The organism is Chamaesiphon sp. VAR_48_metabat_403 (genome assembly GCF_031422475.1).
Lineage (GTDB): Bacteria > Cyanobacteriota > Cyanobacteriia > Cyanobacteriales > Chamaesiphonaceae > Chamaesiphon.
In genome coordinates, this window is the sequence record NZ_JANPLS010000044.1 from 1 (window position 1) to 7165 (window position 7165).

The window sequence follows — 7165 nt, forward strand, 5'->3', positions numbered from 1 at the left end:
CCTTCTTTCTTTTTCAGTTGCTTCTGCTGACTTTCGGAGAGATCGGCTAGTCGGTGTTCTGATTTGAGAATATTCTTAATTGCTAGAAACTCCCGTGCTAGTTCGCTGGCTCGTTCTAAGTCAACTTTATTAGCGACTAGAAACAATAACCGATTGCGAAAGATCCGAAACTTGCCAGATTCTCCCGTTTGCTGAAAAATCTGTTCGATAATTGTTGGCGCAGGATCGATCGAAGATGTCACCATAGTCTCCTGAAAATCGATGATAGACAGGGCAATTTCATCGGCACCATCATCTACATCACCTGGACTAGTAGGAGCGGGTACCAGGCGGAAATAGCGGGTAGCAAAGATCGAATCTCGACGTTTTCGCAATTCCTCCTTTGCCTCACCACGTCCAACTTGCTCTTTTTCCTCTGCCACAATCTTATTGATCGATGGTTCTTCTTTGAATCGAGCGATCGTTAAGATGGGATCGAAGTCCAGATACCAAGCTACTTCAGTCAATCGATCCAAAGCTCGATCGACGAAATTAGTATCGCCTCCTGGCATTAACAAAGATAAATTTAACTCAGTTTGGCGAATCCCTGCGACAATCCCTTGATTGATCGAATGGAGAAAAATCGTTCGCCCTACCCAAGTGGAAAAAGGAGACTTTCCGGCGGCTAACCATTCCCGATCCTGGATTTGAGCGTGAGCCTCCCGCCCACTGGCATTATACAAATCTGCCTGAATCGGTAGGCGCATCAGTGGACGTTGTAGCCTTGAAGTCAGTTCATTAGTAATCTCATCATCGATACCTACAGGTAAATGATGAGGATGAATCATCGGCAAAGCGATGCCCTCTCGCCACAGATAACGAGTCGCGATCGCAAATAGTCGCAATGCCCCGCGCGTCCGATTGAAGTTGGGAATTGAAGCAATCTTTTTGGTTAATAAATTAAAAAGTTCGGGATGAATCGGGTAACTAGCCTCGATCGTTTGAGTATAAGCTGCATCTTTACAGCCATCGGGTAGATTGGAGCGACTCGATCGATAGGCTTGCAGATACTCCTGAGCAGCCTTTTTAGCAGCTTTATCATCAACGCTACTAAACAGCCGCTGTTTGACGATGTTGTAAATCTCCAGATCGTTGCTGGGAGTCAGAATTTTTTCCTGTCGCGCCGAAGCCTTAATCGCTTCTTGTAATTCGGTGGTGTCATCGGCAAAACTATCACTAGCAGAAGCTAGAGAATAGACAAATACCAAGTTCTGACAGGAGCCTGCTAAATCCATCAGCGCGAACAAAAATGCCACAACTTGTCCAGCTAAATCGCTATTACCAACCTTTACAGCCTTGGCTTTACGGAGATACTGAGCAATTTCATCAAGTACGATCAGCGTCGGTCGATCGCCAATCAATCTTTGCAATACACTAGTGCCAGGACTGACTTTTTGTTCGTCCGAACCCCGTAATAGTTGATAGCCATCAATTCCTCCAATTTGATAGGCAATCTCGCCCCAAAGCGTATAAGTTGAGATACCCGTATCAGCATGGAAGTCACCATTTGTCGGATCTAAATCCTGCCCTGAGATTGCCGCAATTTGAATCGGGCTAATCGGAATCTGTTCCAATCGATCGGTAAATCGATCTAACCCTGGAATTTGTCTCCCTTGCCTTGCCAGATGCCAGAGCGCAATTTCATCGTGGGTTTTACCACCGCCGAAGCTAGTTTCTAACCGAATCACTGGCGATCCTACCGTTGTACCAGTTAATCTGCCAAAGACTTCCGCAATTAAAGTCTTTAAACCCGCTGTGGGAAAAGTGTTAGCAAAGAAAAGTTCTGGGTTTTGATAAACTGGCGGAGCATTACCATCAACAACCAGCTTGAGCTTGGCTGCAAACAAATCCAGAGACAACTCTCCCGATAATATTTCTGTTCGTGGAGTACAAGTATCTAAAATTGACGACAGCATGATGCTTTTTCCCTTAAACCAATCTCACCTTGGTCTATTGTGGGTTGAAAAGTCTCAAAGATCTACATTCTAAAGGAGAATCATCAGATCTAAATCTATTTTTGTCATTCCCGCATTTCCCCAAAAGTCGTAAAACACCGCTGACACCAACCATCCACCCACAAAGCCGGAACCTTAAACCGCACCCCACACTTCGGACATTCTGACAGCAACCTTCATGTACAGTTGCGATCGCTTTTCGATCGAATCATCTAGCTCGTTTGTTGTTTATCTAGAACGTGACAGGATCGTGGAGGTTGATGAGTTTAGAACCTACAGCGAATCGATTGATGATGGGATAGTGGCTAGTCTACCTGGAATTGTGGTCGATTACCTACGGTAGACTACGCCAACGAGAGATTTGGCAATTGTTAGGCTCTCCGTCGGGGCTGCGGAGTTTTTATTAATGGTTATTTTTAGAAGCCTTATGAGGGAGAGGTTTACAAGCCGCTAGTTACGTCGTCTGAATTGAAAACTAAGATGTCAGAATTGCTGATGGCGGCTTGATTATTAGGTTACACCAGAAATTCTATGTGATGCACTATATCTCTGAAGAAGTGCCATATTTTAACCGTCTTTGAGACAAAGCTTGACTGCCACCATCAAGTACATCAACAACGTGTGGAGTTATTTTTGATTGCTGGCCTGACAAAAACCCTCTTTCTAGAATGACACCTTGATTATTCTGCCCTTCAAAACTGACAATATGCTCTGCATCACTCAGTACAACCAAATTTGCATTATGAGATGTTAAGACAATCTGACGGTTTCGCTTGTCTTCAATAAGGATAGGTGCAATCGATGAAGCTATATGCCGATTATCGAGATTATCTTCAGGCTGATCGATAATAAGAGGGCCATCTTGAAGTTTTAGTAAAATCGGGAAAAATGCCGTACATCGTTGACCAGCAGATAGTTGATCGATTGGTTTTGAAGCTCCATCAAGACCAGATGCTTTAAATGTGATGAGAAGGTCGTCATCTTCAAAAATATCTATAAAATCTGTAAATTGTTTAGATCTAAATATGCTTGGACGATAAGATTTCAAATCTCCTTGTAAATTTTTTAGAATATTTTCATAACCTTGTTTCATTCGGCGATAGAAGATGGTGCCTGGAGGTAACTCATTAAATATTTGCCAACCTTCAGGGTATGAATTGGCGATATTCTGAAAAGGCAACAGTGTATACTCAGAGAGTGCTAATTCCACACCATATTCCTGAAGCTTTCCAGAAAATTCTTCTACTCGCTGACGACGATGATTAGTTCTCTGTTCTATCTTCATAGCCGCAGAATCACATTGATGAATAAGCTTTTCAATCAGAAATTTACTCTCCGCTTTAAGCATATCCAGTTGTGCTTCTAATATCGGTAGCTGACTTGTCTGCTCCATGACTCGCTGATGAGAGTCGAGAAGTTGCTGCTGTTCTGGAGTCAATCTACTTCGAGCTTGACGATATTGCTCCGAAAATTCATTAAATGCAGTATTAACGCCATGTTGTGCTTGTTGAAATACTTGCACTGTTGAGTTTATTTTTGATTGAAAATCATCCTTTGCTATTTCGACACTTTGAACTAATAATTTCAATGAATCACTTGCACTCGTGATTGATTGCTCTATTAAAGAAGGGATATTGAGATGTTCTGGCGAAACTCCAGGGAGTAAACCTGAAAAACGATCTTTTATTTGAGATTGTGCCTCTTGAAGATATTGAAGAGATATATAAAATTGGTTGCGATGTCCATTAGCCTCATCATACTGTGTTTTTAACTCGATCAGACTTTCATCTGTTAGCTTTTGTAAGCCGTCTCTTTGTTGACGGAGAGAAACTACTTGTTCATAAATATCACAGCAATTATTAAATTTGGAGAAGGCATCATCATGCGTACTACGAATCTGCCTAGATAAAACTTTGACACCTTCTTCGTAACCACGCATTTCCTCACGACCTGATATGGCATCTAAATAAACTCTCCGAATCTTGGGATCAGTAGCGGCTTGCTCAATTTCATGCCAACCAAGGATTGATGCCGGAAACTGGAAAGCTTCAGGGTGCGTAAAAATCTCTTGACGATCGTCTTCAAATGTGATGCTAAACTGGTCTGAGTTAAGTGTCCTCTGGATTATTAACTTGGCTCCATCAGCACGCTTAATTAGTGCTTTAACAGTTCCACCAGTACCTAAAATTGCGGACAAATGAGAATGAACATCACCTATTCTACTCTGAGGAACCTCTACGCCGAGAACAAATCGAAGACATTCTAAAACAGAAGTTTTACCAGAACCTTTTACCCCCATAAAAACATTACAGTTGGGAGAAAGTGACAACCATAAATCGGGGAAATATTGACCTCTAATATTTAATCCAACCACAAATGAACTTGGCTCACATGGTTTATCTAATCTCACCCTAAATGGCAGTTCTAAAGCATTCTTTAATTCTGAGAACGTTATATGTTCCATTTGTGCAAAGCATGGACGTGTTCCCAAATTTTCAGGTTTGTGAGCATCACTAGATCGAATACAAGTTTTATGTAAGTTTTGTGTCTCCAAATGATGACCGTCAAAAAAGCTAGCAGTGGATACTTCCGTTACTTCCAATGCTGTAAAACACTCTTTGGCAGCCTTGATAAATTCTGGATCGTCATAAACATCATCAATACTGCGTGATTTAAAAGCATCATTGCTTGAATGAAGATGTGCGGGAATAATTATTGCATTTGATTCCTTTAATATCTCACAAATATTCTGAATCGAATCTAAAACTCCTTTGATTGTATTTCCTCCAGAATCTCGGCACTCCGTTTTGCACTTATGATAAAGATGCTGTAGCCAATATTCAGGTGTTTGGCTACAGTCAGGATCGAAACCAATTAACAAATGGAAGAAAAGATTTTTTCCTATTTTTTTAGACGGTATATTCCATGCATCTACAAAAACATTAAGCTCAACACCCCGAAGTATCAACTTGCCCGTTTTGTTCTTTAGCTCAGTGACAAATGCTTCTGAAGGTAACTCGTTATGATCGGTGAACATGACTACATCAAGATTCGCGTCTAGAATTCTTTGAGCGGTGCGTTCCAGATGATCTTCACCCCCAGATTGATAATCAAAACTTGCTGGGGAATGGTTGTGTAGGTCTATTGTGCGCCACTTACCATAGGATTGAGGTGAATTTTTGATTAGCTCTCTTTCAAAGTCAGTAACAATACCCATAGTTATTTAAGCAATCTGGATAGAAAAACTTTTAAGTTGGTATCTAACATAGTCTATTAGTACTCAAATAACAATACTCCCAGCACATTTTAACTTGTCAATTGCCATATGAGCCAGTATTCAACTCACATAATTTCGATCGATCCAACTAAAAAAGTCATTCTTACTCAATTTATTCTCAATTTGCGAATGTAAAATAGAAGTAACAGAGAATAGATTCCATGCTCAAACCCCAAGATATTCCCATCCTCCTCAAAACCCACCTCTGGCAAGATCGCCAGTGGCGGTATAGTGACTTAGCCGAAAGCCTCGGCATGAGTGCATCTGAAGTCCATAGCTCCCTCAAACGCAGTACAGTTGCCAAACTTTACACCCCCCTCACCCATCAACCCCTCACACCCCACTTATTAGAACTCCTAATTCATGGCTTAAAATATATCTACCCCGCCACCCCAGGAACATTAGTGCGCGGAATGCCCACCGCTCATAGTATCTCTCCTCTCAAAGAACAGATTGTCAGCAGTCAAGAACCGCTAGTTTGGGCATTTCCGGCTGGTACGGAGATTGGATTGGCACTTACTCCCCTCTATCCATCCGTACCACTTGCCGCCAGCTTAGATCCCCAACTATATGAATTATTAGGGCTGGTAGATGCCCTCAGAGTCGGACGGATTCGCGAACAACAATTAGCCGCTGTTGCCCTGCAAGAACGATTGGGGACGACACTGTGAGCAATAACTTCATAATTGAATCGATTCGCTCACTTTATGGAGAGCGATAAAATCGAGTCTAGATATAGAGTTCTGTTACTTTAGACACTTAGATGGGTACTATTTCAGATACAATAGTACATGAGAACGTTGAATTAAATTACTCTCCCGTGAAAGCCGATCTGCTAGAAAGAGTGTTTAGAGCGATCGCTACTGATGATGAAGTAGCGGTAGATAAGCTATTGGACACGATCGTCCGCGAAGAACGCAAAAAAGGACACATCATCCTAGCTGATCGATTAGAAAATATTACCAAGTCAAAAACTAAAACTCCCACTCGCCAAACCGACAGACGTTCCACCCCCACCAATCCCACTCCAACCGCCGCAGCCACCAACCTCCAATCCCTCACCGAACTTCCCAATAGCAAGCGATCGCAACTTCCCCTGCTCACGGCAATTCCCCGCGAACAACTCAGACACCACACCATCCTACCCGCCGCCGTCGAACAACGCTTCCAACGGATCGAGCGCGAATATGCCGCCCGTGACAGATTGGCGCATCACGGCTTCAACTACAAACAAAAAATCCTTCTGTATGGATTACCAGGCTGTGGCAAAACCATGAGTGCCGAGCGATTAGCTTGGAATACTGGCTTGCCCCTGCTCAAAGTACGCTTTGACACGATGGTATCCTCCTATCTCGGCGAAACTGCCACCAACCTCCGCGAAATATTCGAGGTAGCTAGCAAGAACCCCTGTCTGCTATTTCTCGATGAATGCGACTCCCTGGCCAAATCCCGCGAAGATAATAACGAAGTCGGTGAGATGAAGCGAGTCGTAAATACCTTCCTCCAAATTTTGGACGAATATAATACCTCCTCCGGCTTACTCGTCGCCGCCACCAACCTCGACAAATCCCTAGATATGGCAGTGTGGCGGAGATTTGACGATGCGATCGAAGTTCCCAAGCCCACAGCCACAGAACTAGAAGCACTACTCAAACAAACCTTAATTACGATGTCCAAAGGCTCGATCGAATGGCACTCGATCGTCGCAAAAATGCAAGGATTTTCCGCCGCTCAAGCTGTACGGGTAGCTCAAGATGCTGCAAAACGCGCTATTCTCGATCGAGAAGAACTCGTGATTCCAGAGCATCTTGAAGCCGCAATTCAAGAAATCTCCCGTACCTAAAAAGTTGATCCGCATCCGCCTTTAGCATGAACGAAGCCAATAGATCGTTTC

4 protein-coding genes are annotated in these 7165 nt (G+C 43.0%); 2 read left to right on the forward strand and 2 right to left on the reverse strand.

The genetic code is table 11. The annotated features are described in order from the left end of the window. Positions 1 to 1955, reverse strand: a 1955-nt coding sequence (locus RMO79_RS02235) for a DUF499 domain-containing protein (protein ID WP_310481425.1), incomplete at its 3' end; no start/stop codon positions are given. A gap of 580 nt (positions 1956 to 2535) precedes the next feature. After that, the gene (locus RMO79_RS02240; protein ID WP_310481426.1) at positions 2536 to 5211 is read right to left on the reverse strand and encodes an AAA family ATPase; all 2676 of its coding nucleotides are present in this window, start codon (positions 5209 to 5211) and stop codon (positions 2536 to 2538) included. A gap of 221 nt (positions 5212 to 5432) precedes the next feature. Here RMO79_RS02240 and RMO79_RS02245 point away from each other — a divergent pair, with 221 nt between their 5' ends. Beyond that, positions 5433 to 5942, forward strand: coding sequence for a hypothetical protein (locus RMO79_RS02245; RefSeq protein WP_310481428.1), 510 nt, complete (start codon positions 5433 to 5435; stop codon positions 5940 to 5942). Between the two features lie 149 nt (positions 5943 to 6091). Then, on the forward strand, positions 6092 to 7114 hold the full coding sequence (locus RMO79_RS02250; RefSeq protein ID WP_396136501.1) for an AAA family ATPase: 1023 nt from the start codon (positions 6092 to 6094) through the stop codon (positions 7112 to 7114). Positions 7115 to 7165: the final 51 nt, after the last annotated feature.